Raw genomic sequence first — 26,930 nt, forward strand, 5'->3', positions numbered from 1 at the left:
GGCGTATCTCGCCCGCGACGACGTGCCCGCCGACGTGCTCGCGCGCGAACAGGCGGTGATCGAGGAGAAGAGCCGCAACGAGGGCGTGCCCGAGGCCAAGCTCGAGGGCGCGGTCAAGGGTCGACTCAACGCGTTCTACAAGGACGTCACGCTGCTCGAGCAGCCGTCGGTGAAGGACCCGAAGATCAGCATCGCGAAGCTGGTCGAAGGCCTCGGTGGCGACGCCAAGCTCACGCGGTTCGCCCGCGTGAAGGTGGGCGAGGACTAGCGTCCGATCACATGAGCGAGTCGACGGTCGAGAGCGCGTACCGCCGCGTTGTCCTCAAGCTGTCGGGTGAGGCGTTCGCCGACAGCACCATCAACTTCGGCATCGACGCCGCCGTCGTGCAGCGCATCGCCGAAGAGGTGGCCGAGACGCGCGCGGAGCTCGGCGTCGAGATCGCAGTGGTGGTCGGTGGCGGGAACATCTGGCGCGGCATGTCGGGCGCGACGCGCGGCATGGACCGCGCCCGCGCCGACTACATGGGCATGCTCGCCACCGTGATCAACGCGCTGGCGCTTCAAGACGCGCTGGAGAAGAACGGCGTCCACACCCGCGTGCAGTCCGCCATCGAGATGCGCGCCGTGGCTGAACCCTTCATCCGTCGTCGCGCAATGCGACATCTTGAGAAAGGCCGCGTGGTCATTTTCGCCGCCGGTACAGGCAACCCGTATTTTTCTACCGACACTACGGCCGCATTGCGCGCCAGCGAGATCGGCGCGGATGTCCTGCTCAAGGCGACGAAGGTCGAAGGCGTCTACACGGCCGACCCGAAAAAGGACCCGAGCGCGACGAAGTACGATAAGCTCAATTACATGGATGCCCTGAAGGGACGTCTGAATGTGATGGACTCCACGGCGTTCTCCCTCTGCATGGACAACAAGATCCCGATCGTCGTGTTCAACCTCTTCAAACGCGGCAACATCAAGCGCGTCCTCCTCGGCGAAGCCATCGGCACGCTCGTCACCGAGTGATCGTCCACCGGCGGTGTTTTGCGATCTCTTAGCCTGACTTCCCCGCGAAATGCTCGGCGAGTTGGCCGAAGTTCTCCAACATGAGTGTTTTGCCATCCGGCGCGATCTCCTCGAGCTCGTGTTGCCACGTCGTGTGGTAGGGGATGAAGACGGTACCCAACCCGGCAGCTTTGGCGGGGTTGATGTCGGAACGCGGTGAGTTGCCAATCATCCAGGCCGCCTCGGGCGCGAGAGCATATTTCGTAATCATGTTGCGGTAGGTTTCCAGGTTCTTCTCCGCAACCACTTCCACGGCGTGAAAGAACGGCACGAGACCGGAGCGTTCAAGCTTGGGAAGCTGCTCGTCAGCACGGCCCTTAGTTAACACGACGAGCTGGTTTTCGGCGCGCAGCAAAGGAAGGGCCTCTCGCACACCCGGCATCAAATCAATCGGGTGATGAAGGATCCATGCTTCCTTCTCGCGGACCCACGAGGCAAGGTCGTCCGCGTCGAGTTGGTGGATGGTTTCACGGAGCGACTGGCAGAACCCTTTCGTGCCGTAGCCGATTGTCCGGATATTGTGCTGCTCGCGTTGCCAGAGCAGTTGTTCGACATGGGTGGCGCTGTGGCCGCGTTGCCCCAGGGTCGTGATAAACTCGGCCATGACCCGCTCGAAGTAAATATTGTTCTCCCAAAGCGTGTCATCGGCATCGATCAGCAAGGTTGTCGGTTCTCGGTTCATGGTTGGCGTGTTGACATCTCCGTCCAGAATTTCTAATCTCTCGGGCATGACCTTGCAAGAAGTCCTCGACACGATGGAAGAAAAAATGATGAAGACGCTCGAATTCGTTCATAGCGAATTCGCCACCGTCCGCACGGGCAAGGCGTCAACATCCCTCGTGGAGAATATCCAGGTCGAGGCGTATGGCTCGAACATGCGGTTGCGCGAATTGGCGGGCATTTCCACGCCCGAACCGCGGCTCATTGTTATTCAACCCTGGGACGTCAGCCTCGTGCAGGCCGTGGAGAAGGCCCTGATGAAGTCCGAGCTGGGCATCACGCCGCGCATTGACGGCAAAATCCTCCGCATCCCGATACCGGAACTCGACCAGGAACGCCGCCTCGAATTGGACAAGGTCTGCAAGAAAATGGCCGAGGAAGGGCGCATCGCCATCCGCAACGAGCGCCGGCATGCGCACGATCAGGTCAAGAAACTGCAGAAGGACGGGGAAATCACGGAGGACGAGCTCAAGCACGCGGAGAAAGAAATTCAGAACAAGACCGACGAATACATCAAGGAGATCGACACCGTTCTGAGCCACAAGGAGAAAGAAATCCTGCAGGTGTGATCGGCAGCCTTCGAAGATCTCCGGGGTAAACTTCCGCATTGCGATTCGTGTTAGTTCCGCTATATTCGGGCCGCCTGCGCGGCATATTTTCCGGCGACCCCATCGTCTAGCCCGGCCCAGGACATCGCCCTTTCACGGCGGTAACGCGGGTTCGAATCCCGCTGGGGTCGCCAAACTTCTGGAATTGCTGGTTTCACCAAGAAAACAGCGAGTTCAAGCACACGAAGTTGGTTCTTGCCATGCTTCGGGCATGAGGGATGCATGTATTCTGAAAGCCAATGTGGAAAAGGCTTGTGGGTGACGCGGATCTGTGGTAAAAAAACTTGACAGTTTGTATGCCCACGTCGGCTGTATATGAGATTAGCAAGATACTGTAGCATCTGGATCGTACTGGCGATTCCTTGTTTTTTCACAATCACGGCCGTAGCCCAGTCCAACCTGGTGGTCCGTGTGATGGACGCCAACATAACCTCCGGTAATAACCAGCGTTATGAGACAGCGGGTTTGGACATCTTCCAAGGGTTGAAGCCGGACATCGTCGCGATCCAGGAATTCAACTACGCCAGCGTGACGACCAACGGCATTGATACGCCGGCGGCGTTTCGGGAGATGATCGACAACACCTTCGGCACCAGCTTTGTCTATTTCCGCGAACCGTACACGGCCAGCGGCGACATCCCCAACGGAATCATCAGTCGTTATCCAATCGTGGCGTCGGGCTCGTGGGTCGACACGCAAGTAGGCAACCGTGGTTTCGCCTGGGCGCAAATCCACCTCCCCGGTACGAACGATCTTTATATCGTCAGCATCCATTTGCTCACGAGCTCCGCCGGTGCGCGCGCCACGGAAGCCGCCAACCTGAAGGCGCTCATCCAGGCCAACTTTCCGTCCAACGCCTGGATCATCGTGGCCGGTGACACGAACTTCGGATCCCGCAACACCAGCAACGAGCCCGGCTATGGCACATTCCTTACGTTCTTGAGCGATTCACCGATCCCAACTGACGCCGTGTCCGGCGGTAACCCTAATACGAGCGAAACGCGCACCAAACCTCATGACTACTTGTTGCCGAGCTTCGCGATGACGAACACGCTCACGTCAGTGGTGTTGCCTTCCAACACGTTTCCGAATGGCCTGGTGTTTGACTCGAATGTTTATTTACCGCTGAGCGACGTTCCCCCGGTTCAATCGGGCGATTCTCACGTTAGTGGGATGCAGCATATGCCTGTCATTAAGGACTTTTTAGTATCCGTACAACTCGCATCGGGGGCTTTGCTGGCAGTGACTCCAGCGGGCGGTTTGTCCAGTTTGGGCCACGTGGGTGGCCCGTTCAGCCCCACGAATCAGATTTATAACCTGAGCAACTCCGGCAACTCCAACCTCACCTGGACCGCCAGCAAAAGCGGCAGTTGGGTGACGCTTTCATCCACAAACGGTACACTCGCGCCCGGCTCGAATGACACCATCACCGTGTCGATCAACGCCAATGCCAGCAGCCTGTCCGCCGGTAGTTATTCGGACACGGTCGTTTTCACGAACACCACGAACGGAGCCGGTAGCACCACACGTTCGGTAAGCCTCACCGTCGAAAGCACGTTCCCCGTGATTGTCACCAACGGCTGGACGTTAAACGCGGAGAGCTGCGTGCCGAGTAACGGCGTGGTGGATCCGGGCGAGACGGTGACTCTCAATCTTGCCGTTAAAAACACCGGCACCGCCAATACGACCAACCTGGTGGCAACGCTACTGGGAACCGACGACGTGAATTTGCCAAGCAGTCCCCAAACGTACGGTGTCATCTCGACCAATGGCACGCCGGTATCCCAATCCTTTAGCTTCACCGCCGGCGGCACGTGCGGTGGCGCGATCACCGCGATTCTCGCGCTGCAAGACGGGGTGGCAAACCTCGGCACGATCAGTTACGCCATCCCGGTTGGCCTGACCACCGCCGTTTTTACGCAGAACTTTGACTCCGTCGCGACGCCGGCATTGCCGGGCAGCTGGGCAACATCGTCCTCCGGCGCGCAATCCAATTGGGTAACGTCCACTGCGACGGCGGATACGGCGCCCAACGCAGCGTTTTCGCCCGATCCCAGCAGCGTGGGCGTCAATGAACTCGACACGCCTGCGATTGCGATCAACAGCAGCGTGGCACGGCTGACGTTCCGGCAAAACTACAGCCTGGCTGTGAGCACAACGAACAGCTCGATTGGCTATGACGGCGGCGTCCTTGAGATCGCGATCGGCGGCGGCTCATACACAGATGTTGTTGCGGCCGGGGGCTCGTTTATAAGCGGTGGCTATAACACGACACTCAGCGGCGACTTCAGCAACCCTTTGGCCGGGCGGCAGGCGTGGAGCGGAAGTTCCGGCGCTTTTGCCACGACCGTGGTGAATCTGCCGGCGGCGGCGGCGGGCCAAAACATTCAACTGCGCTGGCGCTGCGCGGCGGGTAACACTCCGGGGTCGGTGACATCGTCGGGTACGCTGGCTTACTGGAATTTCGACGGATCCACGCCAAATCCGACAGTGGTCATGACGAATATTGCCGCCGGCCCGGTCGCGACTTCAAATACCGGCTCCATCCAGTACTTCGGCGGTAATCCCGGTACCGGTCAGGCAATTGCCACAAGCGGGTTTTCGACTTCGGCGGGACCGCCGGCGACGAATACGAGCTGCTTTACATTCTCGCTTGTGGTGACCAATGGTTCCGTGGCCAGCTTGTCGAGCCTCAGCTTCGATGATCAGCGTTCCGGTACCGGCCCGACAAACTTCACGGTGCAAATCAGTCAAATCGCGAATTTTTCGTCCGGGATTTACACCAGTACCGCGCAAACAGCCCATACGGTGATTGCCTCGGGCGCAAACAGTTTCCCGCTGACGCTCTCCAATTTGACGGGCACGATCTACTTCCGACTTTACGGTTACAAGGCCGGCGCCTCTGGAGGGACGTGGCGCATCGACAACTTAAATGTTCAGGGCAGTGTGACAGCGGGTGCGAGCACGATTGGTAGTGGTTGGTACGTGGACTCCGTGTCGATTCAAGATGTGTTTTGTTGTGCAACGGTTACGAATCCTCCGCCCCTGGCCGACTTCACCGGCAGCCCGACCACCGGCACGGAGCCGCTGACGGTCACATTCAACGACAATTCCACCGGCACGGTCAGCAACTGGTTCTGGGATTTCGGTGACAGTAGCACGACCAATATTACGACCAACAGCGTCGTCCACACGTATGCTGCGGGCACCTACGACGTGGCGCTGGTCGCCACCGGTTCTGGTGGAGTCAGCACCAACATCAAGGCTGGCTATGTGACGGCATTGACGGCATTCCAAGCCTGGCAGATTCAGTACTTTGGCAGCACGACCAATCCGGCGGCGGCGCCCAGCGTTGATGCCGATGGCGATGGCCAGAATAATCTGGCGGAGTTCATCACCGGCACGGATCCAACCAATAATGTGTCTGCCTTGCGCATTACCTCGATCACGAGGCAGGGCGCGGACATTCTGGTTAACTGGACGATGGGGACGGGCAAGACGAACGCCTTGCAGGAGACCAGTGGCGATCCGGGCGGTGGCTATGCCACGAACGGCTTCACAGACATCTTCAGCGTGACCAATACGGTGGGCACCGCTACGAATTACCTGGATATCGGCGGCGCGACAAATACGCCCGCCCGCTACTACCGCGTCCGGCTCGTGCCCTAAACCCAATTTGGAAATCACGAGGGTCGCCAGAACGTTTTCTCCAACGCGATCGAGTGTTTTGAATTTCGTGTCGGATGGCGCTACGGGTTGAAGAGCACGGCTCGCGCATTCGGATTCTTCGCGATTGTGTCTCGCCAGAGGGCATTCGGATCGGCATAGAGGGAAGCCCGCGTCCACGTGGTGGCCGTCAGCGCCGTCAGCAACACAACGCTCGCCACTGCCTTGACGAAAGTACTGTCTCCACCAGCGATTTTTCCGCAAATTCTTTCCCCGGCGGCGACACCCAGGGCGATCACGCCGACGATGGAATAGTACTGCCAGTGGTCGGCGACCAATGAGAAGCGATAGAAAGCCTGATCGAAGAACCCCAGGACCGGGAACAGCGTTACGGTGAAATATCCGATCCCGAATAATGCGGCCCGACCCCACGACTTCCGCTTCCACCAGAAGACAATGAAACACACGATCAAGAGGCCGCCGGGCAGCCATGAGACGAATCGGCCCGGGTCGATTTCCCATTTCGGATAAACCACCATCAGGTGGAACGGTAGCACAGCCTTGAGAAGGTAGAACCAGGGTGGCCATCCCGCTGCGGCCAGCCGGCCGGCGGAGGTGGCCGCTCGAATCGTTCGCCATTGCATGGAGTTGCCGTACTGGAACCAGACGGTCGACACCCCGGCGACCAACGAGAGGGCAGAGAACGGCAGGCTGTAGGCAACATCCCGCCGCTGCACCTGACCGTGTCTCCACCACACGCAAGCCAGCAGGACCACCGGCAACATTACGACCGCCGATTTACTGAGCAACGCCAACAGGAACGCGGCCAGTGATAGCGCATACCAGCGCCAGTGGCGTTCTTCGTCGAATTCGAGGTAAAGAAGGACGGCGGTGGCGTAGAACAACATCGACAGCGTGCTCTTCTGCTCGCTGATCCAGCCGGCCGTGGCCACGTTCACCGGATGCACGGCGAAGATGAGCGCCGTCAACCATGCGGCCGGAATCCTCAGCCGCCGCAGCACCAGCCACACCAGCACGGCGCTGACGGCATGCAACAGCACGTTGATCAGATGGTAGCCCGGCGCGTTGTTGCCCCACGCGCGCCACTCCAGCCATAACAAACTCGATGTCAGCGGATAGTAATCTGGCGCTTCGGTCGTGAACCAGAAGCGATAGAGTCCGCCCGGGGCCTTGACCATTTGGTTATCGGTGACGAGAACATAGTCATCCCAAAAAAAGCCCCCTCGCATTACCGGCAGATACGTCAGCATCGTCAGCAGAATGATGACCGCTGCGCCGCCCAGGGATGATTTCCACGACTTCGCCGCAGTAGCGCCAGCCGTTTCGGACATAGGCGGAAATGTATGTGGCGTGCGCGCAAAAGACAAGAGCGGGGAGAGCGTAACGACGGTCCTTACTTCGCATCGGTTGCATACGACAACAAAGTCCGCTTTCTGCAATCGCTGTCATGACCCCGAAGACATTTCGATCCTATCTTCGGGGGTCGTGTTCATTCTCACAGGCTCAAGTGTCCAAGTGGGCGTAAAATCTTACACATCATGTTCGGATTTCTGAACACATCATGTGCCGTGTTTACATGGCAACCTTTTGGAACCCATGTTCCAACTCCCTCACACGAGACGACTTGCGTTGGCACGCGGGAAACGTCTGAATCTGGGCACGCGGGCAGCTAAAGGGGAGTCGACCGCATAGCGGGTATTAGGGGAACAGGGAATTCGGGGTATTTAGGGAAAATAGGGTATGCATACATTACGCACTGTCGGTGTCTCGTTTGTTCGTTCAACATCACTTCGACGCCTCGCGCTCGCGCTGATAGCCGTGGCGTCTTTTGCGGCCAATACCGCACAGGCTGCTTTCACTGCCCAAATACAGGGACAATCATTCGGCAGCACCAACTGGATTACGGGCAATCTTAGCGGTTGGGCTGAATTGGATTTCATCCCAATGCGGGTATTCATGACGGGCGGTTCAGTCAGCAACCAGACGATTACGGTCCAGTTCGATCACACCAAGTCGACCGCCGGCACTCCGCATCTGGGCATTGAAAACCTTTATAACTTCACGGCGTCACCGAACGTTGTGATCACGTCTGGCCCGACGGCAAACACTCCATCGGGGCAAAATATGTGGTCGTACACGTTCGTCATCAACCTGACGGACAATACGCCGGGTTTCGTCCAGTTCAGCGGGCGATTGGCATCGGGCGCGCATCTTTTTGGCGGCAGCTCGCTCATGATCGGCGGAACACCTTCGCTCGGATCACTCAAAATCCATGCACCGGCAGCGAACGCCGGCAATCCCGACCTCTCCATCGTCAAGACCGGCCCGACGAATGCGAATCCCGGCCAGGTCATCAACTACAGTATCAGCTATCAGAACAAACTCAGTGGCTCCACGGCCACCGGCGTCCAGATCACGGATTTCCTGCCGGATCAGGTCACGTTCGTAAGCTGCTCAGCCGGGTGCTCGACGCTCGGCAACACCGTCACGTGGGACCTTGGCGATCTCGCGCGCGGCGCCAGCGGCATCGTTACCTACCAGGTCGTGGTGACGAATCTGGTCACCACCGGGTTCACGTTCCAAAACAACGCTTCCATCGGCGGCTCCCAGAATGATGCGAATCCAGCCGACAACCTTTCGTCTGTCACCACCATCGTCACCTCGAACTGCATTCCGCCGTCGATCGCGGCCGGACCTTCGGACTCCGCGGCCTGCGCGGGTGACTCGGTGACTCTCTTGGTTGCCGCCAACGGCAGCGCGACCTTGCAGTATCAGTGGCGCAAGAACGGCGTGGGCATCAGCGGCGCCAATAGCGACACACTCACGTTGAACTCGCTCAGTGGGAACGATTCGGGTTCTTATGACGTCGTCATCAGCAATCTTTGCGGCACCGTGACGTCATCGCCCGCGACATTAACTGTTGGCGGGGCCGTAATCACTTCCAATCCCGCCGACGACACCGCGTGCCCGGGTGATTTGGCGGCGTTCCTTGTCGAGGCCAGCGGCGAGTCGCTCACCTACCAATGGCGCAAGGACGGCGCGGACATTGGCGGCGCGACGAACAGCCTCTTTGAGATTGCCTCCGTTTCCGCGACCAACGCGGGTGGTTACGACGTGGTGGTCAGCGGCACCTGCGGTGGTACGACTTCTTCCGTTGCGACGTTGACCGTAAATTTGCCCACGATGATCACCGCCGATCCGTCAGGCGTCACGGTCTGCACTGGCGCGTCCGTGACGTTGTCGGCCTCGGCGAGCGGCACCTCGCTAACGTATCAGTGGCAAAAGGACGGTAACGACATTTCCGGCGCAACCGCTAGCACCTACAGCATCGCGTCCGCCGGCGGGGCGGATGCCGGCTCCTACAATGTTACCGTCACCGGGGCATGCGGTTCCCCGGCCGTTTCGGCTGCGGCCAGCGTGATCGTGAAACCCGCACCTGTCGCCACGGATGACAGCTATGCGACCGACGAAGATGTGCCCCTCAATGTCAGCGCTGCGGGGGTACTTGGCAACGATGCAAATCCTGGCGGAGATCCGCTGACAGCGGTGCTTGCCAGCGGTCCGACGCACGGCAACCTTACGTTAAACGCCGACGGGTCGTTCGCTTACACTCCGAACAGCCTGTTTTCTGGTACGGACAGCTTCACGTATAACGCCCAGACAACTTGCGGTAGCTCCGGCCCAGCAACGGTCACCATCACGGTCAACCACGTCAATCACGCTCCGGTTGCAAACGACGACAGCTACAACATGTCACAGGACACGCAGTTGACGGTCCCTGCGTCTGGCGTACTGGCCAATGACAGCGATGTGGACGGCGACACGTTGACCGCGGCCCTTGTTGATGGACCTTCGCATGGCGTATTGACGCTAAACGCCGATGGGTCGTTTACGTACACGCCGTTAGCGGGCTTCTCCGGTACCGACACGTTTACGTACGAAGCGAGCGATGGATCGCTTATGTCAGCCGCCGCCACGGTGACGATCAATGTAGCGCACGTCAACCACTCGCCCGTGGCCGTGGACGACAGCTTGACGATTGCCGAGAATAGCGGGTCGCACGCGGTCGATGTGCTGGCGAACGACTCGGACTCCGACGGCGATACGCTAACGATTACCCTGGTCGGCGACGCTGCCAACGGCTCGACGGCCATCACGGGCGGCGGCACCGGGCTCACCTACACGCCGAATAGCGACTTCAGCGGCTCCGATTCGTTTACCTACACGATCAGCGACGGCAACGGCGGGACGGCGACAGGGACGGTCACCGTGACGATCCTGCATGTTGCGGTTGCTCCAGTTGCCCAGGATGACTCGTACCAAGTCCAGGAAAACGATACCTTGGACGTGACAGCTCCGGGCGTGCTGGCCAACGACACCAACACCGAAGCCACCGCGCTCACGGCGATTCTGGTTTCCTCTCCAACAAACGGCACGCTGACCCTCAATGCCAATGGCTCGTTCACATACGTGCCCGATGACAACTTCAGTGGTCCGGACGGCTTTACGTATAAAGCCAACAACGGGTCGAACGACTCCAACATCGCCACCGTGCACATCACCGTATCGGCCGTCCACGGGGCGGGCGACGTTGATCTGTTCGTCAAGTCCGCTGCGGCCAAGATGAACCGGGCGGCTGGCTCGCGGGACAGCATTACGCTTCGCGGCAAGATCAATCCGCGCGGCGCAAAGGACAACCTGAGCGGCGCGACAATGGCGGTGGAGATCAACGGCGTCAGTCTCGCTCCGGCGCAGACGCTTGACGCACGCGGTCGTGCCACGAGTGTGGTTGGCAGTATCAAGACGAGCTACCAGCTCCGGAATACCACTGGCGCATACAGCATCAAAGTCAGCGGCACCGATCTCAGCGCGGCGCTCGGTTTGGCCAATCACACGGAAGCCGGCGTCACCGTGGTCAACGTGCGACTGACGATTAACGGCGCGGCCCTGGATATCCCGGTCACAGTTGCCAAGATCGAATGCCCCTATCGCACCACCAAGGACAAAGCCAGCGCAGTTCGGTTCAACTACCGCAAGAACCGCACGCTGACCGGTGTGTTCAACTCCAACAAGACCCTCGCAGCCCAGGCGGGCCGGGTGGCGGTGCGCATGTCCGGCGTCGTTGAGTCGGATGGCAGTGGGGCGATTGTCCCAACCGGCCCCGTCTCGATTCAAATCGGCAACGCCCAGATCGCGGTGCCGGTTACCGAGTTGGCCGCCGCGGGGACGGACTACCAACTTCTCCCGCAGATCGCGCCCTCCTCGGGGACGACGACGCTGACGAAGTTCTCATTCCGCAATTCGACGCACACGTTCGCCCTGAGCATCGCGTCCGGCGACATTCCGTTGCCCGCGCCGGCTGCTAATGGTCCGATGAAGTATGAGTTACCGGTGTTGATCACGGTGCAGACGGCCAACGGTCCGATGTTCTTCGAGAGCATCATCGAATTGAAGCGGACCACTGCGACGTCCACGCACTGGAAGCGGTAACCGGGGCCTCAATAACTCCGCCGCCTGCGGCGCCAACCGCAGGCGGCAATGCAGAGCGGGCGGCGGACCCACGTAGTCGCTGGACAACCTGATTCCAACTCGTTATCGTCTCCACCGCCACTTTCTTTCGGAGAGGAAACGATGAAGATTATTCGCTATCAGGATTCGAGCGGGCGCATTTGTCACGGGGCTGACGGCCGTCGCATCGAGGGCGACATATTCGGGCAGTATGTCGTCACGGGAGAGAAGGCTGATGTGAAGAAGTTGCTCGCGCCGATCGTGCCGTTGCAAATCCTGTGCATCGGACTGAACTACCGCGGTCACGCTCAAGAGACCAACGCGAAGCTGCCGGAATATCCCGTCCTGTTCACGAAAGGGGTCGGTACCGTGCAGAATCCCGGCGATCCGATCCTGATCCCGATGCACCTCAAGAGCGAGGAAGTGGATTACGAATGTGAGTTGGCCGTGGTCATCGGCAAACCCGGCAAGAATGTCTCGAAGAAAGACGCACTCAATCACGTGCTCGGTTATACCTGCGGCAACGATGTGAGCGCCCGCGATTGGCAGATCAAGCGCGGCGGCAGCCAGTGGTGCCGCGGCAAAACCTTCGACACTTTTTGCCCACTGGGACCCTGCCTAGTCACCGCCGATGAGATTCCAAATCCGAACACCCTGACGATCAAGACCACGGTCAACGGCGAAGTAATGCAGGAATCGAATACGCGGGACATGATTTTCGATGTTCCTGCCTTGATCGAGTTTCTCAGCGGCAGTACCACATTGTTGCCCGGCACTGTGATCATGACCGGTACGCCCCAAGGGGTCGGCATGGCGCGAAAACCACAGCGCTGGTTGCATGCGGGAGACAGCGTGACCATCGAAATCGAGAAAATCGGCGCGCTGACGAATCCCGTCCAAGATGAGGCGTGAGGGATGGCGACAGCGTGACAAATGCCACGGCGTGATTTATTGTTTCCCGCGCGAACATGGACACCGCACTGATTACCATTGAGCCGACGCCGCATCGGCGTCTGCCGCCGTGGATCCGGCAGCGCGTGCCGGGCGGCGAACGCTACGCCTACCTGAAGAACGTCCTCCGCGAATTCAAGCTGCACACCGTTTGCGAAGAAGCCAAATGCCCAAACATGGGCGAGTGCTGGGAACACGGTGCCGCCACGTTCATGCTCATGGGCGACGTCTGCACGCGCCGCTGCAATTTCTGCGCGGTCGATAAAGGCAAGCCCGGCTTTCTCGACGCCGCCGAACCCGAGCACGTAGCCGAAGTCGTGGCGGCCATGAAGCTCGATTACTGCGTGCTCACCTCGGTGACCCGTGATGATCTGCCCGACCAGGGTGCCGACCACATCGCCCGCACGATCGAAACGATTCACGCACGCTTGCCCGACTGCAAACTGGAAATGCTCATCCCCGATTTCCGCGGCGAGCCAGCCTGCATCGCCCGCGTCGTGAAAACCCCGCTCGCCGTCCTCGCGCACAATATGGAAACCATCCCGCGCCTGTACAAGCAAGTGCGCCCCGGCGCCGTGTACGAACGCTCCCTGCGCGTCCTGGAAATGACCAAGGAATTTCGCGGTGATATCCTCACCAAGTCCGGCCTGATGCTCGGCCTCGGCGAAACCCGCGAAGAATTGCTGGAAGTCTTTCGTGACCTGCGCCAGCACGGCTGCGACATCCTCACGCTCGGCCAGTACCTGCGCCCGACCGAAGACCAATTAACCGTCACCCGCTACGTCACCCCCGAAGAATTCGCCCTCTTCAAGCAAGACGCGCTGGAATTGGGCTTCCACCACGTAGAATCCGGCCCCCTCGTCCGTAGTTCCTACCACGCGTGGGAACATGTGAAATAGGAAGGCAAAATAATGTGCGACATATTTTTTGAATCTCCTTCTAGCAATCATTTTTGTACCCGTAGCAGTTTTATGGAGGCGTCGTTGCCGAACAATCGTTACCAAAGGATTCAAATTTAAGGAGGAGTTTCGTCGCTGGCTGATTTCCATGATAATTCTTCTTATTGTCCTCGCAGTCATGGCGATCAAACGCGGCTATCTCCTGCCCGTGTACGGTTCAAACTAAGCCAACGTTGTGCGTTTTTTACACGGAATTCCAACCGCTGCTCTACTTTTTCGGATGTTCGTTCACGTAGAAATCGATCTGCTGGCAGATGCGGTGGAGGATGTTGCAGTCGCGCCTTTTTAGCGAAATGTTGCGAACATCTCACCAAAAATCAGGCCAATTTCCGGCTGGTTGCCCATCCGCTCCATTTGCGAGCGCTTGTTTAGATTACACGAGTGTAACCAAGCAACTGCAAGGGAATTAAAATGCCTCTCGTGCATCACAACAATGAGGCCACGGCGAATGAAATTGGCGCCCTCTCGCGACAACACTGCGATTGCTGCTGCGCAACCCCTCGGGTTGAATCAGCAAACCGAGAATACCGTGCGCGCCAATTCACCTTTCCGATCCGACTTGGAAGTTTTCTTCATCAGCGCGTTGATCCTCTACTTGGAACTCCTCTTGATCCGCTGGATTGGCACCGAGATTCGCATCTTTGCATACCTGGGCAACCTTCTCCTGATCATGTGTTTCTTTGGTGTCGGGTTGGGGTGCTATCGGGCAGCCAAGCCCGTGCAGCCCGTACTGATGGCTGCGGTCCTGTTGTTGCTCGCCACGCTCGTCGCCAATCCGTTCCACATTCCCGAACTCGACTTTTCCCGGGTAACATTTCTGCTCAGCGGCTTCGAGGACTCGCCCATCTGGTGGGACGTGCATGCAGCGGGCTTGGGCTTCATGGCGGGCGGCCTCCTCATCGGAATCCTCATCGTTCTGGTGACGCTCACCTTCGCGCCATTGGGACAAATACTCGGGCGGGCGATGCAACGCGCCCCACAAACCATCCGCGCCTATTCGATCAATATCGCCGGAAGCCTCGTCGGGGTTTGGCTCTTTAACACTTTGAGTTGGGCCTCCACCCCGCCAACCGTCTGGATGCTCGTGGCGGCGGCACTGCTCGCGGCCACCCTTCTCGCGGGAAAATTCCGCGCGGGGCTCGCGGTTGGTCTGGTAGTTGCCGCGGCATGGGTGGTGTGGGCTGGTGACTTGTCCGAGGGCGTCGTCTTCTGGTCGCCCTATCAAAAGGTCGCGATATTCCCGATCCACGTGCCGGTGGGCTTTACCCAGGTGCAACCGGGCTACATTGTGCAGGTCAACGGAACCGCCCACCAGGCCATGCTTGATCTCTCCGACGCCTTCACTGCGAAATATCCCGAACTGTTCGCGCGCGAGCAATTGGATCGCAACCACTACAATGTCCCTTTCAGCTTCAAGCCGAATGCGCACCGCATACTGATTGTCGGTGCGGGTGCCGGCAATAATGCGGCCGCCGCGCTGCGTCACGGCGTCGAGCAAGTGGACTGCGTCGAAATCGATCCACAAATCTACGCCGTGGGCCAACGTTTCCATCCCGAACAGCCCTACAGCGACCCGCGAGTCCACATGATTGTGAATGACGCGCGAGCTTTCTTCAAGCAAGCCATGGGACCGTATGATCTGGTTTGGTTCGGGTGGCTCGACGCGCATACGCTCGGCTCGTCCTATAACAACATGCGGTTGGATCATTACGTCTACACCGCCGAGAGCTTCCAAGAGGCCAAAAAACTGGTGGCGCCCGACGGTTTGATGGTGGTCAATTTCCCCGCCCAGCGATTGTGGATGGTGGACCGACTGTTCAGTCTGCTGCGGCAGACGTTCGGGCATGATCCCTTTGTTTACTCGGAGGACTTGTTCATTGAGAAGGTGGGACATACTCCGACGGTCACGCTCGTCATTGGCGAGCACCCCGTCACCCCGCAGATGATCCAAAACCCCGTGCTGCGTGATTTCGTCGCTTCCTCGGAGATGCATCCCGCCGGCACAGTTCGTGTCACGACCGATGACTGGCCGTACTTGTATCTGCAGCGGGCCGGGATCCCACGACTCCACCTGATCGTTTCAGCGGCGATTGTGGTGGCTGTACTGCTGGTGGGACGACGGGCACTTGGGGTGGCGGGCGGATCGGACTGGCATTTCTTCGCGCTGGGCGCCGCCTTCCTCCTGCTGGAAGTGCAGACCGTCAGCCGCGCCACGTTGCTGTTCGGGATGACCTGGATCGTCAACGCCATCGTCATCTCGGCGGTGCTGGTGATGATCCTGTTGTCCAACCTCGTCGCGTGGCGCTGGCCGCACCTCCCGCAAGCCGCAATCGTGGCCGGCCTGGCGCTCAGCCTTGCCGCGTTGGCACTAGTGCCGCTGGACTGGTTCAACGCGTTGACTGGCGCGACCAAGCTCCTCGCCGCCAGTGCGTTTCTGACCGCGCCGGTGTTCTTCGCGGGACTCATCTTCATCCGCTCTTTCGCCGTCTGCGCGGACAAATCGCGGGCACTCGGCTCCAATCTCATCGGCGCGCTGGTGGGTGGGCTGCTGGAATCGCTATCGTTCGTCACCGGCGTCCGGGCCCTTATCCTTCTCGTCGGCCTCTTTTATCTGATTGCGATCTTGCGGCGACCCAGTGCCAGTTCGACACTGAATATCGCTGCGGCTTAGCGGGCTACTTCTTCGGATGCTCGTCCACGTAAAAATCGATTTGCTGGCAGATACGGTGGAGGACGTTGCAGTCGCGTTTTTCCAGGGGGGCGCGGGCGATGGCGCGGCGGAGGGAGCGCAGAAATGATTGCGGGTCGCCTTGATGGGGGCGGAAACCGATCTTGTCCAGTGACGTCTGCAAGTGTTTCAACAGCGATTCCACTTCCTGGACGGTCGCGAGATTGTATTTCGGCTTGGGCATGCCGCCCATGCTCGCCAAATAAATCTCATATGCGAAAAGCTGTACCGCCTGCGACAGATTCAGGGACGGATGCTCGACGGCTTGCGGCACGCTGACGATGTCGTGACAGAGACGCAACTCGGTGTCGGAGAGGCCAGACTCCTCACGGCCAAACACGATCCCGACACGATGTTTGTGGGTCAGCTCGACGATCTTTTTCGCAGCTTCTCGGGCTTCGACAATCTGCGGAAACTGCGGGCGGCGTTTGCGGTGCGTTGTTCCTACGAGCCAGTGCAGACCCTCCGTCGCTTCCTCCCAGGTTGACACCGCGCGGGCCTTCGCCAACAAATCGCCTGCACCATGACCCAGGCTGATGGCCTGTATGTGAGTGCGGAAGTTCTTCGGGCCATTCAACACAACGAGGTCGGTCAACCCCATCGTGGTCATCGCGCGTGCCGCCGAACCGATATTGCCCGGCACCGCCGGTTCGACGAGAATGACCGTTACGTTGGCGAGATGCTTCGGCGCGCCAAACGTCAGCGGCGGCTCGGGGTTTTTTTCATTGGGCTTACGCATGCGAATCCAAAATGATCGTCACCGGCCCGTCGTTGACCAGGTCGATGTCCATCATCGCGGCGAATTTGCCTTCAGCGACCTTCAACGCGGTGGCCGCGCGCAGTTTCACCATGAAATTGTTGTAAAACTGCTCCGCTTCGGTGGGAGGCATTGCATCGGTGAAACTCGGGCGCGTACCGTTGCGAGCATCGCCGTAGAGTGTGAACTGCGATACGATGAGTAGTCCGCCGCCAATATCTGTCACCGAGCGGTTCATATTCTTGGCGTCATCTGGAAAAATGCGCAGCGCGAGCAGTTTTTTGATCATCCAGTCTGCATCCGCCACGGCATCGTTCTTGCCAATGCCGAGTAGCACCAGCAAACCGGGCCCGATTTCGCCAACCGTCTGGCTATCGATCCGGACAGAGGCGCGGGAGACACGTTGCACGACGGCTTTCATCGGGCAGGTGAATACGCGAAGCGCGGTGGGTTGTCCAGTCTTGAACGGGCGTGCGCTTGTGTTAGGGTGACGTGGTGAAGATTCAGTTTCTGTGCCCCCACTGCAAGCACGAGTTGGAGTTCGACGATTTGTCGCAGAAGGAATCGCCGTGTCCGTTGTGCGGGGAGACGATTCGATTGCGGATCACGGAACGGATGCGGCAGCATAATATGGTGGACCGCTGCGCCTGCTGCGACTGCAACACCGTGTACGTGCAGAAGGACTTCAACCGCACGTTGGGCGTCAGTATTTTCATGGCCGGTGCCGTGTTGTTTCTGCTCTGCGCGTGGAAAAACCGCCTCGTGGAGGGCACGCTCGTGTGGGCCGCATTTGTTCTCGCGGATGGGTTGCTCTACAAGTTCCTGCCCGACGTGACGATCTGCTATAAATGTTATGCGCAATATCGGCAGGTCACCCCGAATCCCGATAACCAGCCTTTTGAACTCGGCCTTGCCGAGAAGTATGACCCGCTCGACAAGCGTGTTTCTGCCGAGAATCCCGCGGCGGAATGGAAGGGACGTTGAGGTATGACGACGCGTTTGCTGATAACTTGCTTCCTCGCTTTAGTGGCGCTTTCGCCTTCGGTCCGCGCGGAGGAAGATCCGCGCGAAGCGGAACGACAGTTCCGGTTCCTCTTGTCGCGGGGCGAGGAGTTGCAAGCGCAACGTGATGCGATCTCGCCTGCGGACGTTGGTCGCTGGAAGGCGCAGTTGCGCCGACTCGAGGGCGATTACAAACATTTTCTCAACGATCACCCGCGCCATACCCGCGCGATGGTTGCTTACGGCAGCCTGTTGTATGAGCAGCACCTCGAAGACGAGGGGGTGCGTTGGTGGGAGAAGGCCATCGCGATCGATCCGCGCGAAGCCTACGCCTACAACAGTCTGGCCAACGACTACGGCCACAACGGGCACGCTGACAAAGCCCTGCTTTACTATCAAAAAGCGATCGACCTCGTGCCGACGGAACCGATCTTCCGATTCAATTGGGCGACGACCTGCCAGATGTTCCGCAATGAGTCAACGAAGGTTTACGGCTGGAGCAAGGAGGAGATCTTCCAGCACAGCCTGGAACAATTCCGCCAGGCACGCGACCTTGTCCCGCAGGATTTTGAGATGGCCAGCACGTACGCCGAAACATTCTATATGATGCCCAAGCCGGATTGGCAGGGGGCGTATGACGGTTGGCAATTCTGTCTCAATCAGCCGCTGGACGATCAACAGCGACAGCTTGTATATGCGAATCTTGCCCGGGTCTGTAACCGCATGGGGCGGAACGACGAGGCCAGGCAGTGGCTGGCCAAGCTTACGGACAACGGACAATCGGCCGTGCGCCGCGCCATTGAGCGAAAAATCGCGGAGCAAGACAAGCCTGCCAACGCGACGGCGACGATCGCACCAGACGCAGGCGGAAAGCCATAACGTCTGGCGGCCAGCGCACCGCGAGCCAACGTTCTACGGTTTTGCGACACCGATGGCACCACACGCCACGCGCCCGCCAGCGTTGCCCGTCGGCTGCGTCTTCAAGTCGTCCGCCTTCTCATGCACGATCACCCCGTGGCCGATGATGGAGTCCGCGCCGTCGAGGGAAACCGTGGCGTCCACCCGCTCGTAGTGGGCTTTGCCGGAAGCGTCCGCTTCGAGATTGCCGAAGTCACCCGCGTGCCGCATGGTCGCGTCGGGCCCGCCGTGCTGCATGTGATGGGGATTGAAATGTCCACCGGCCGAGGTTGCATCCGGCGCGCTGCAATCGCCGAATTCGTGAATATGGAAACCATGTTGGCCGGGAGTCAAGCCCGCTACATCGGCCACGATCTTCACCCCGCCATCGACCTTCGTGAACGTCACCGTGCCGGACACGGTGCTTCCCTTCGTCGGCGAGAGGACCGCGATCGCCTTCGTCACTGACTGCGCTTGAGCGGAGACGATTGCCACCGCCATCATTGACGCCACCACGAGAATGCCAGCCTTCATCACATTGCCTCCTGTAGTTTGGTGAGTAATTGCCTCGAACCTAGCACGTGCCGTCAACACACTCAAATCATTCGCCGAACTTGTAGTGCTTCCGCACGGCCTTGTGAACCTCCCACGTGCATGACATGCCCGCCGGAAAGGTGACCAAATCACCTTTGCCAAAGCGCACCGGCTCTCCGCCCTCCGGCGTCACCGTGACATCGCCTTCCAGCAAGTAGCACGTTTCCTTCTCGTCGTAGTGCCACGGAAACTCAGACACTTCCTTTTCCCATACAGGCCAAACGAACACGCCCAGCTGATCGAGTCGGTGGGGATCTGGGTTCTGCTCCACGATAACGTCGGTCATTTCACCTTTTCCTTTCCTTTTCAGGTGTCACGCCCTCGCTCAAGGAATACAACAGCGTTTTGAGTTCGGCAAGTTTGCCTTCGGGTTTGGTTTCCACGAAGCGGGGGAATTTGCCGCCGATTTGGAGGAGGGTGCTGCGCTGGGTGAGCATGATTTTGTCTTCGCGGGTTTCGACGGTTTCCACGTGTGTGTCGCTTGCTTGAATCCTTACCTCGGCGCATTGCAAGAGGAGTTCCAGTTGACGCGGGATTTTGCCGAAACGGTCACGGAATTCGCGGCGCAGTGACTTTACAGTCGCGAGTTCCGCGGCTTGCGCGATCTTGCGGTAGGCTTGGATGCGCAGACGCGAGTCCGTCATATAGTTTGACGGAATGCGCGCGAGCCCTTCGCCGGATTCGTCGTTGAGAAAGTCCAGTTTGAGCGTCACCAACGTGCGGTGTTTGGGTTTCTCGCCTTTGAGGCGCGCGATGCTTTCCTTGAGCAACTGGCAATAGAGGTCGAAGCCGATGGCGGTGATGTGGCCGCTCTGTTCGGAGCCGAGGATGTTCCCGGCCCCGCGAATCTCGAGGTCGCGCATGGCGATTTTGAACCCGCTGCCAAGGGACGAGTATTGCTTGATCGCGCCGATTCGTTTGCGCGCGCTCTGGACGAGGTTCAGGTGCCGCGGCAGGAGAATGTAGGCGTACGCCTGGTGTTTGTAGCGGCCGACGCGACCGCGAAGCTGATACAGGTCGCTCAACCCAAAACGGTCGGCGCGATCGATGATAATGGTGTTGGCGTTCGGGATATCGAGTCCGCTCTCGATGATGGTGGTGCACACCAGCACGTCGATCTGGCCTTTGACGAAGCGGTGCATGACTTCTTCGAGTTCATGCTCGTCCATCTGGCCGTGACCGACATCGATGCGGACTTTCGATTCCAGCAGCAGGTCGCGCAGGCGTTCGGCCACCATCTCGATGCTTTGGACGCGGTTGTGGAGGAAGTAAACCTGGCCGCCGCGGTTGAGTTCGCGCTGGATGGCCTGCTTGATGAGCCGTTCGTCATACGCCGCGACGATGGTCTCCACGGGCAGGCGGTCTTGTGGCGGCGTCTGGATGGTGCTCATGTCGCGCGCGCCCGTGAGCGAGAGATAGAGCGTGCGCGGAATGGGCGTAGCACTGAGCGTCAACACGTCGATCAGCTTGCGCAATTGCTTGAACCGTTCCTTGTGCAAGACGCCGAAACGCTGCTCCTCATCGACAACGACCAGCCCGAGGTTTTTGAAAGTTATGTCGCCGCTGAGCAAGCGGTGTGTGCCGATGACAATGTCCACGCCGCCTTCGCGCAGGAGTTTGGCGACTTTCGTTTGTTCGCGCTGCGTGCGGAAGCGCGAGAGCATCTCGATGGTGATCGGGTAACCCGACATGCGTTCGCGGAACGTGTTCCAATGTTGCTCGGCGAGGATCGTCGTGGGGCAGAGGATCGCGACTTGAAAGCCGCCCATCACCGCCTTGAACGCCGCGCGGATGGCGACCTCCGTCTTGCCGTAGCCCACGTCGCCGCAAATGAGACGGTCCATCGGCTTGGACGATTCCATGTCGCCCTTCACCTCGCTGATGGCGGTAAGTTGATCAGGCGTCTCGTCGTAGATGAACGCGGCCTCGAACTCATTTTGCCAGGCAGTGTCGGGTGCGAACGCATGGCCTTCGAGCGTATGACGCGCGGCCTGGATTTCGAGCAGGTTGGCGGCGAGGTCCATGATGGCGCGCTCGGCGGTGAGCTTCTGCTTCTGCCAGAGCGCGCCGCCGAGTTGGTGCAACGGCGGTTGCCGTTTGCCCGCGCCCAAGTACTTCGAGACGAGATGCGCCTGGTCGATGGGGACGTAGAGCCGCGCTTCATCCGCATACTCGATGGCGAGGACCTCCTGCTTCGAGCCGTTGAAGTCGAGCGACTTCAATCCCAGATACTTCCCGATGCCATGCTGGACGTGCACGACGATGTCGCCTTCCTGCAACTCCGTCCAGTCCGTCGCCTGCGCCAGTTGATGAAACTTGCGGCGGGGACGAACCAGCTTGTAGCGACCGAAAATTTCGGAGTCGGTGACGACGGCGAGTTTGGCGTCCGTCCAGAGGAAACCGCGCGACAGCGTGGCGATTGACGCCTCCAGTTTTGAGCCCGTAGTATTGGAGGCTTCGGTGTACTCGCGCCAGAGCTCTTCAAAGCGCTGCTTCTCGCCATCGTTGCTGCAAAAGACTTGCAGGGAGTAACCTTCCGTGGTCCAACGCTGCATCTGTTCGAAGAAGGAACGGCGCATCTGCTCGGCGATTTCCGGTTCGGGCGACCGCGTGTCGAGAGGACGGAAGGCATCGAGCGAAGCGAGGCGCAGGTTGATGTAGGCCGCCGGCGGGTCGATGGCCAGCGCTTCGGTGAGTTGCACGATGCTTAGCCCCGACTCCAGCGTATGACGCCACTCGGCAAAGAACTTGTCGCCCTTGGGAATCTGGCGCGCGTAATTCTCGGCGGCTTCGGCGAGTTTGTCCGGCTCGTCGAGCACGAGCAGCGTATCGCGTGGCAGCAGATCGACGAGCGGCGCGGTCTGGTCTATCGCTTGTTTCAGGAGGCCGAGTTCGCCGGCCGGGGTGACGACGAGGTGTTCCCGTTTCTCGCGTGACTGTTGGGTGATGGGGTCGAAGGTGCGGATGGATTCGATCTCGTTGCCGGAGAATTCGACGCGCACGGGCTCGCCGCGGTCGAGCGGAAAGAAGTCGACGATACCGCCGCGCATGGCCATGTCGCCGGGATCGTTGACCTGATATTCGGCGTGGTAGCCGAGTTTCGTGAGCGTGTCGAGAAAATCCTGGAGTTCGATTTCCTGGCCGAGGCGGACTTCCAACCGCAGCGACATAAAATAGTCAGGAGCAAATGTCTTTTGCATCAAGGCTTGCACGGAGGCGACGGTGACGGGGGCGTTCAGGTTGGTGAGCGCCTTGAGCCGGTCCGCGATCGTGTCCGCATGAGGAAGCACGTCCTCGTGCGGGAGCGTTTCCCATGCGGGATAGAACTGGACGCCGGGCAGGAGAGTTTGCAGATCGTTGAAGAGAGCTTCCTGCGACTTCAGCCCGTCGGTCACGATGAGGATCGGACGATTGGCAATTTGCGAGAGGAGAGAGGCGATGAAAGGTTTTCCCGCGTCGGCCAGGGAATTTAGAGACAAAAAATCCCCCGCATTGAGTCTCCGTTTGATAAGGGGTATCAACGGAGACCCCAGCGCTGTCTCGAACAACCGATTTTCGGTCACAAATTATTTGCGCTTCGAAGCGCGCAAGGAGTGTAGCATCCGATTGCCGACAAGGCAACGAACGGAGTTGCAAAAGACTTGGAATTCGCAGAGATTTTTTAAAATGAATGCTTATCATTCAAAGGAAGATCTCAAACTGCGTGTGGACGAAGCGCGGAAGCACACATCCGACTGCGTCTCAACTTCCGAACTCTGGATTTGTTTTACCTCAGGCCAAGGGCACTACTCAAAAGCTTGGAACTCGTTCGGTCCCACGCTGAGCATTCTCCACGCTTCCCTATTCGAAGGGCTGGTGTTGTCTCTTTACAAGCTTCTTGAACCAGAAGGGAAGGCCCCTGAGTATGAGCGTGTGAATCTGTGGAGGATTCTTGCGCTGGCAGGACAATTGCAGGTTCTCGATCCGCCGATCCGCACCGCTCTGAAGCAGAAGTTGCACTCAGTAGAATCCACTTGGTCAAAGGTGGAGATGTTGCGCCACAACTTGGTGGCTCACGGTAAAGTTGAGTTGTCCGTTGAGGATGAATTGCGACGGTCCGGTCTTATCTCAAGCGAATGGAAAAGGATGTACACTGTTTACGCAGAGGTGTTGAACGCAATTGCCGAGAAGCTCGGGGTCGAAAAGCTCGACGTAAAGGCCCGTCGCGTGCATTTTGCGGCGAATGCTAAACGGTTCTTCGAAGTATTGGATTCGTAGCCGGACTCTTTCTACAGATTCAGCCGCTTCACGTTTTCGAAGACGTGGTCGGAGGAGGTTTTGAGTTGGGCTAGTTCGTTCTCGCTCAATTTTAGCTCGATGATTTTCTCGACGCCGTCTTTTCCCAGGATGCAGGGGACGCCGACGAACATGTCTTTGACGCTGTATTGGCCGGTGCACCAGGCGGCGCAGGGGAGGACGCGTTTCTCATCGCGCAGGATTGAACTAACCATTTCGACGACGGACGATGACGGGGCGTAGTAGGCCGAACCGGTCTTGAGCAGCGCGACGATTTCCGCGCCGCCGTTGCGTGTGCGTGTGACCAACGCGTCGAGTTTATCTTTTGGAATCAAATCTTCGACCTTGATGCCCGCGACGGTGGCGTAGCGGACGAGGGGAACCATGTCGTCGCCGTGACCGCCGAGGACCATGGCGTCGACATCACGCATCGACACGCCGAGTTCCATCGCGATGAAACAACGGAAACGGGCGCTATCGAGCACGCCGGCCATGCCGATGACTTTGTTTTTCGGGAAACCGAGTTTGACGCCGGCAAGATAGGTCATCACATCAAGGGGATTGCTGACGACGATGACGGTGGCATTCGGGGCGTTCTTTTTGATGGCTTCGCAGACGCTGCCGACGATGCCGGCGTTGGTCTTCAGCAAATCGTCGCGGCTCATGCCGGGTTTGCGGGCGATGCCGCTGGTGACGACGATGAGGTCACTGCCCGCGCAGGCGGCGGGATCATTCGCGCCGGTGACCTTCGCGTCGAACCCTTCAAGGCAGGCCGATTCCATCATGTCCAGCGCCTTGCCCTGCGGCATACCCTCGATGATGTCGACCATCACAACGTCGGCGAGTTGTTTTTCCGCGATGCGTTGCGCGGTGGTGGACCCGACGAAACCGGCGCCGAAAACTGTGACTTTGCGATTCATATACTTTCCTGAGTTGTGTGGTGAATAAAACGTCGCTGTGACAGCTTGTTATTAAGGAAAGAGCGGGGGCTGTCGAGCCGGAATTGCCACGAAGCAGGGCGGGCCTCCGGGATGGACCGTGGGGAATGTCTATAGCGGCAAGAACTTCAGCACTTCCAGCCTGTCATCGAACTGAAACAGGATCTCGTTGTTGCAGAAATCCACTGACCCGGGGGAGCCTTCCCGTGTGCAGTCCCACATTTGTTTGCCGTTTCGGGGATTGAGACGGAACAAGTGGAAGGTCCTAGACGAGGAGCCCTTGCCGATCATGGTCATCAAACCACCGGGTACGATCACATGCGTGCTGTAAAGGTATTTGCCCGCAGCGTAACATTCGTCGCCGGCCTTTTCGAGGCGCCACAACGCCTTACCGTTTGCGGGATCCACTTTGACGATCACGGGATCGACCTTGTCGAGGCTAACCTGATCGGAATACTGAATGGACTCGGGGCTCGCGGTGCTCGTACTGACGTAGAGCATCCCGCTGTCGTCAAACCGGATGTTGGAAATTCCCACACTCGGCATCCGCCAACGAACGGCACCCGACTGCGCGTCGAAGGCTGTCAACACGCCCCGGTCAAACAGGTACAACGTGTTGCCCCTCTCCACACACGGCGCGGCGGACGCGGTGCGGCGACCGTATCCCAACGCGTATTCGCGTTGGGTGAACTGCGGGGCGATCGGATACGACAGATTGCTCTGCCAGAGTTTCTGGTTGCTCTTGTCGAACGCGTACATCACGTTGCCGGCGACCAGCACATCCACGGTCTTCATGGCGAAGAGCGCCGGGGATCCGGTCACTTCGCCGGTCCAGGGCGCGATGTCCTTGCCGAAGACGCGTTGGAGGGTCAGGGCGTAGCGGCTCTGATCCACTTTCGCGATGCCTTCACCCCGTGATCGTTTCATATCGTTCATCACGTCCTCGGCGAATTCCTTTGTCTGCGTAACGCCCAGGTTCTCGAACTTCTTGCTGTTTGGATCGGCCGCTTTCATCGTGTCGACTGTGACGACTTTCTTTTCGACCAGCTTCACGTCCAGATCCACAACGGTCGAGCCCGTTGCGACAAATTCGTGTCGATCATCGGGAATATACGGCTCCCGTGCCGCTTCCATATCCATGTTCATATCGAACCGACGAGCGGGAGGCTGGGGAAGCGAACGCCGTTCGGTTTGTTGCTCACCCGACGGCAGTTGGATGCGCGTGAGTATGCGATCGTATTCGCCCTTGGCCGAGACGACGATCACCGCGTCGTCGCCAAACGTCATGTCCCGGACGCGTCCTTCCGTTTTCACGCTAAGTTTCTCAGTCCCCGTGGCGCGATCCAGGCAGACGATGCTTCGCCCCACGGTCACCCAGAGATCATTGCCGACCACGTGTAGCTGAGTATCAGTCGGGTAATAATTCTCCTCATAATCGGCCATCTGTTCGACCAGTTTTTTTTGCGCTGCGATTGCCTCGGGTGACTTCGGTTGATCCTCGTTTTGGGCTGCTGCGACCAGCGCCGCCAGGTTGGTTGGCATGGATTGTTTGGCGCGGTACTTCGTCAGGGAAGTGGACCAGAGCGCCTGCTTCTTCTTAAAATCATAATCCGACACGCTATCGGCGCTCACCAGCAACAGTTCGTGGTCGTTGGCAAACTGCGCGTGCATGAGCCGCGCGTCGGCGGCCAGTGGCATGGCAAACTTGACGGACGGTTTCTGGCCGAAGATCACGTACCACTCGTAGGTGATGAACAATGCCACGAGCCCGACGAGGATGGCACTGCCCATCTGCGTGACCCGTTTGTATTCGCGCTCCCGCACCACGCGATCCTGACCGGCGTAAACCGGGATATCCATGCCCGCTTGCTGGGCGCGATTGCGGCAATAGATACTGCAAAAGTAACCGGTTTGCTTCATGCACTTCAGGCAAATGGGTTTCTTGCACGTCAGGCAGAACGCTTCCACAGGCTGTTCCTTGTGGATGAAGCAGGACTTCGGCAGTCCGCCGGCCTCGTCGGCCGCTTCTTCCGATACGTCACCGTCAGGTTCCTCCTCAACCGAACCCTTGAGTTTGATTTTCGGTGCGGCCTTTGGTTGGTTTGCCAGGGTTTCTTGAATGACAGAATTGGCGTAGTCGGTGCCATCCGCGCCGCACGTCGGGCAAGAGACCTGCCCTGGCATCTGCCCATCCACCGGCTCGACTTCGAACTCGTACGGTGTCTGGCAGGCACAGTCGACGACGATTTTCAT

General features: G+C 58.9%; 20 protein-coding genes and 1 tRNA gene. 12 read left to right on the forward strand and 9 right to left on the reverse strand.

What is annotated here, in order from left to right; genetic code table 11:
• Both VNL17_15575 and pyrH read left to right on the forward strand, forming a co-directional pair.
• Positions 1–268 (forward strand): elongation factor Ts (locus VNL17_15575; GenBank protein HXI85501.1); only part of this gene is annotated, 268 nt, incomplete at its 5' end.
• An 11-nt stretch (positions 269–279) separates the two neighbouring features.
• Positions 280–1,014 carry a UMP kinase gene (gene pyrH, locus VNL17_15580; protein ID HXI85502.1) on the forward strand — a complete coding sequence of 245 codons (735 nt, stop codon included), beginning with the start codon at positions 280–282 and terminating at the stop codon, positions 1,012–1,014.
• Between the two features lie 28 nt (positions 1,015–1,042).
• Here pyrH and VNL17_15585 read toward each other — a convergent pair whose 3' ends face one another.
• Entirely contained in the window at positions 1,043–1,783 is a 741-nt protein-coding gene (locus VNL17_15585; protein ID HXI85503.1) for an HAD family hydrolase, read from the reverse strand.
• On the opposite strand from VNL17_15585, the gene frr reads away from it, so the two are divergent.
• The 3 genes from frr to VNL17_15600 all read left to right on the forward strand — a co-directional run bounded on the left by frr (position 1,782) and on the right by VNL17_15600 (position 6,050).
• Entirely contained in the window at positions 1,782–2,342 is a 561-nt protein-coding gene (gene frr, locus VNL17_15590) for a ribosome recycling factor (GenBank protein ID HXI85504.1), read from the forward strand. The genes VNL17_15585 and frr overlap by 2 nt on opposite strands.
• Positions 2,343–2,437: 95 nt before the next feature.
• Positions 2,438–2,515, forward strand: a tRNA-Glu gene (locus VNL17_15595).
• A 181-nt stretch (positions 2,516–2,696) separates the two neighbouring features.
• Entirely contained in the window at positions 2,697–6,050 is a 3,354-nt protein-coding gene (locus tag VNL17_15600; GenBank protein ID HXI85505.1) for a PKD domain-containing protein, read from the forward strand.
• Between the two features lie 80 nt (positions 6,051–6,130).
• Here the strand turns inward: VNL17_15600 and VNL17_15605 are convergent, their stop codons facing one another.
• Positions 6,131–7,399, reverse strand: a complete 1,269-nt coding sequence (locus VNL17_15605; GenBank protein HXI85506.1) for a glycosyltransferase family 39 protein — start codon at positions 7,397–7,399, stop codon at positions 6,131–6,133.
• A gap of 409 nt (positions 7,400–7,808) precedes the next feature.
• Between VNL17_15605 and VNL17_15610 the strand changes: the two genes are divergently transcribed.
• The 4 genes from VNL17_15610 (at position 7,809) to VNL17_15625 (ending at position 16,157) form a co-directional block, all read left to right on the forward strand.
• Positions 7,809–11,558, forward strand: a complete 3,750-nt coding sequence (locus VNL17_15610) for an Ig-like domain-containing protein (GenBank protein HXI85507.1) — start codon at positions 7,809–7,811, stop codon at positions 11,556–11,558.
• 141 nt (positions 11,559–11,699) lie between these two features.
• Complete coding sequence (locus tag VNL17_15615; GenBank protein HXI85508.1) at positions 11,700–12,488, forward strand: fumarylacetoacetate hydrolase family protein; 789 nt, start codon at positions 11,700–11,702, stop codon at positions 12,486–12,488.
• Between the two features lie 56 nt (positions 12,489–12,544).
• Positions 12,545–13,426, forward strand: a complete 882-nt coding sequence (gene lipA / locus VNL17_15620; GenBank protein ID HXI85509.1) for a lipoyl synthase — start codon at positions 12,545–12,547, stop codon at positions 13,424–13,426.
• A 508-nt stretch (positions 13,427–13,934) separates the two neighbouring features.
• A complete protein-coding gene (locus VNL17_15625; protein HXI85510.1) occupies positions 13,935–16,157 on the forward strand; it encodes a hypothetical protein in 2,223 nt (740 codons plus the stop codon).
• A 4-nt stretch (positions 16,158–16,161) separates the two neighbouring features.
• Here the strand turns inward: VNL17_15625 and VNL17_15630 are convergent, their stop codons facing one another.
• Together VNL17_15630 and dtd are read right to left on the reverse strand one after the other, a co-directional pair.
• Positions 16,162–16,953 (reverse strand): RNA methyltransferase, encoded by a 792-nt coding sequence (locus VNL17_15630; GenBank protein HXI85511.1) that lies wholly within the window; start codon positions 16,951–16,953, stop codon positions 16,162–16,164.
• The gene (dtd, locus tag VNL17_15635; protein ID HXI85512.1) at positions 16,946–17,380 is read right to left on the reverse strand and encodes a D-aminoacyl-tRNA deacylase; all 435 of its coding nucleotides are present in this window, start codon (positions 17,378–17,380) and stop codon (positions 16,946–16,948) included. Before dtd ends, VNL17_15630 begins: the two co-directional genes overlap by 8 nt.
• An 86-nt stretch (positions 17,381–17,466) precedes the next feature.
• Here dtd and VNL17_15640 point away from each other — a divergent pair, with 86 nt between their 5' ends.
• Together VNL17_15640 and VNL17_15645 are read left to right on the forward strand one after the other, a co-directional pair.
• Positions 17,467–17,955, forward strand: a complete 489-nt coding sequence (locus VNL17_15640; protein HXI85513.1) for a hypothetical protein — start codon at positions 17,467–17,469, stop codon at positions 17,953–17,955.
• A 3-nt stretch (positions 17,956–17,958) separates the two neighbouring features.
• Positions 17,959–18,852, forward strand: coding sequence for a hypothetical protein (locus VNL17_15645; GenBank protein ID HXI85514.1), 894 nt, complete (start codon positions 17,959–17,961; stop codon positions 18,850–18,852).
• Between the two features lie 33 nt (positions 18,853–18,885).
• Here VNL17_15645 and VNL17_15650 read toward each other — a convergent pair whose 3' ends face one another.
• The 3 genes from VNL17_15650 to mfd form a co-directional block, all read right to left on the reverse strand.
• The gene (locus tag VNL17_15650; GenBank protein HXI85515.1) at positions 18,886–19,404 is read right to left on the reverse strand and encodes a superoxide dismutase family protein; all 519 of its coding nucleotides are present in this window, start codon (positions 19,402–19,404) and stop codon (positions 18,886–18,888) included.
• A 67-nt stretch (positions 19,405–19,471) separates the two neighbouring features.
• Positions 19,472–19,750, reverse strand: a complete 279-nt coding sequence (locus VNL17_15655; GenBank protein HXI85516.1) for a cupin domain-containing protein — start codon at positions 19,748–19,750, stop codon at positions 19,472–19,474.
• A gap of 1 nt (position 19,751) precedes the next feature.
• Positions 19,752–22,943 (reverse strand): transcription-repair coupling factor, encoded by a 3,192-nt coding sequence (mfd, locus tag VNL17_15660; GenBank protein ID HXI85517.1) that lies wholly within the window; start codon positions 22,941–22,943, stop codon positions 19,752–19,754.
• 187 nt (positions 22,944–23,130) lie between these two features.
• Here mfd and VNL17_15665 point away from each other — a divergent pair, with 187 nt between their 5' ends.
• The gene (locus tag VNL17_15665; GenBank protein HXI85518.1) at positions 23,131–23,721 is read left to right on the forward strand and encodes a hypothetical protein; all 591 of its coding nucleotides are present in this window, start codon (positions 23,131–23,133) and stop codon (positions 23,719–23,721) included.
• A gap of 11 nt (positions 23,722–23,732) precedes the next feature.
• Here the strand turns inward: VNL17_15665 and mdh are convergent, their stop codons facing one another.
• The gene (gene mdh, locus VNL17_15670) at positions 23,733–24,659 is read right to left on the reverse strand and encodes a malate dehydrogenase (GenBank protein ID HXI85519.1); all 927 of its coding nucleotides are present in this window, start codon (positions 24,657–24,659) and stop codon (positions 23,733–23,735) included.
• A 129-nt stretch (positions 24,660–24,788) separates the two neighbouring features.
• Complete coding sequence (locus VNL17_15675) at positions 24,789–26,930, reverse strand: PQQ-binding-like beta-propeller repeat protein (GenBank protein ID HXI85520.1); 2,142 nt, start codon at positions 26,928–26,930, stop codon at positions 24,789–24,791.

It is taken from the genome of Verrucomicrobiia bacterium, assembly GCA_035577545.1.
Classification (GTDB): Bacteria; Verrucomicrobiota; Verrucomicrobiia; order Palsa-1439; family Palsa-1439; genus Palsa-1439.